Annotated in this window: 2 rRNA genes; both read left to right on the top strand. The window is 34.7% G+C overall.

The features are described from left to right. The first annotated feature begins 98 nt into the window (after positions 1 to 98). Positions 99 to 214: ribosomal RNA gene (gene rrf, locus ACOI1D_RS21725) — 5S ribosomal RNA — on the top strand. Between the two features lie 485 nt (positions 215 to 699). Next, positions 700 to 810 (top strand): 16S ribosomal RNA (locus ACOI1D_RS21720); the annotation flags it as partial.

Genomic DNA, 810 nt, shown 5'->3' with positions numbered 1-810 from the left:
AAGCTCTTATTTAGTTTTTAGGGTATAAAATTTAAAAAATGCTTGCATTTTGAAGCGAAAATGGCTATAATAAATCTTGTCCTTAATTTTCAGTAAGGTCTGGTAGTAATAGCGGAGAAGACACACCTGTTCCCATACCGAACACAGTAGTTAAGCTCTCCAGCGCCGATGGTAGTTGGGACTTTGTCCCTGCAAGAGTAGGACGTCGCCAGGCAATAAAAAAACCAAGATGTGATTCATTCATTTCTTGGTTTTTTTATGTTTACAGAACTTAGATTCAATGAGGGAAAACCTTTTACATGATCTTAAAGTAATTGGGAATACTATTACAAATAGATCTGATAAAAAACTTGTTGACATTATAATAGATATGATGTATTATTATTCTTGTCGCCAAAAAAGGCAAACAGATTGCCGAAGTTGTAGCGAAAAAATTCAATTATAAAGTTACTTTCTTTTATCAATAGAAAAAGTAAATTATAGTTGACATTCGATAGAATGAATGGTATATTTAATAGGTTGTCGCAAAAAAGCTTAAAACAAGCTGTTGACAATGACAAGCTTAATATGGTATATTAATAACACGCTGTTTTTAAACAGTGCTGATATTTGCTCCTTGAAAACTGAACAAAACAACCAAGTATGTAAGTAACGAAACAAAGCTAAGACAATTGATAGAATGTAATTCTATTCAAACACTTTTTGGAGAGTTTGATCTTGGCTCAGGACGAACGCTGGCGGCGTGCCTAATACATGCAAGTTGAGCGCGGGAAGCAAGTAATCACCCTTCGGGGTGTGAGCTTGTGGAAT

The sequence above is a fragment of the Virgibacillus sp. DJP39 genome (genome assembly GCF_049310925.1).
Taxonomy (GTDB): domain Bacteria; phylum Bacillota; class Bacilli; order Bacillales; family Amphibacillaceae; genus Virgibacillus_F.
This window is presented reverse-complemented; position numbering and strand designations above follow the sequence as displayed.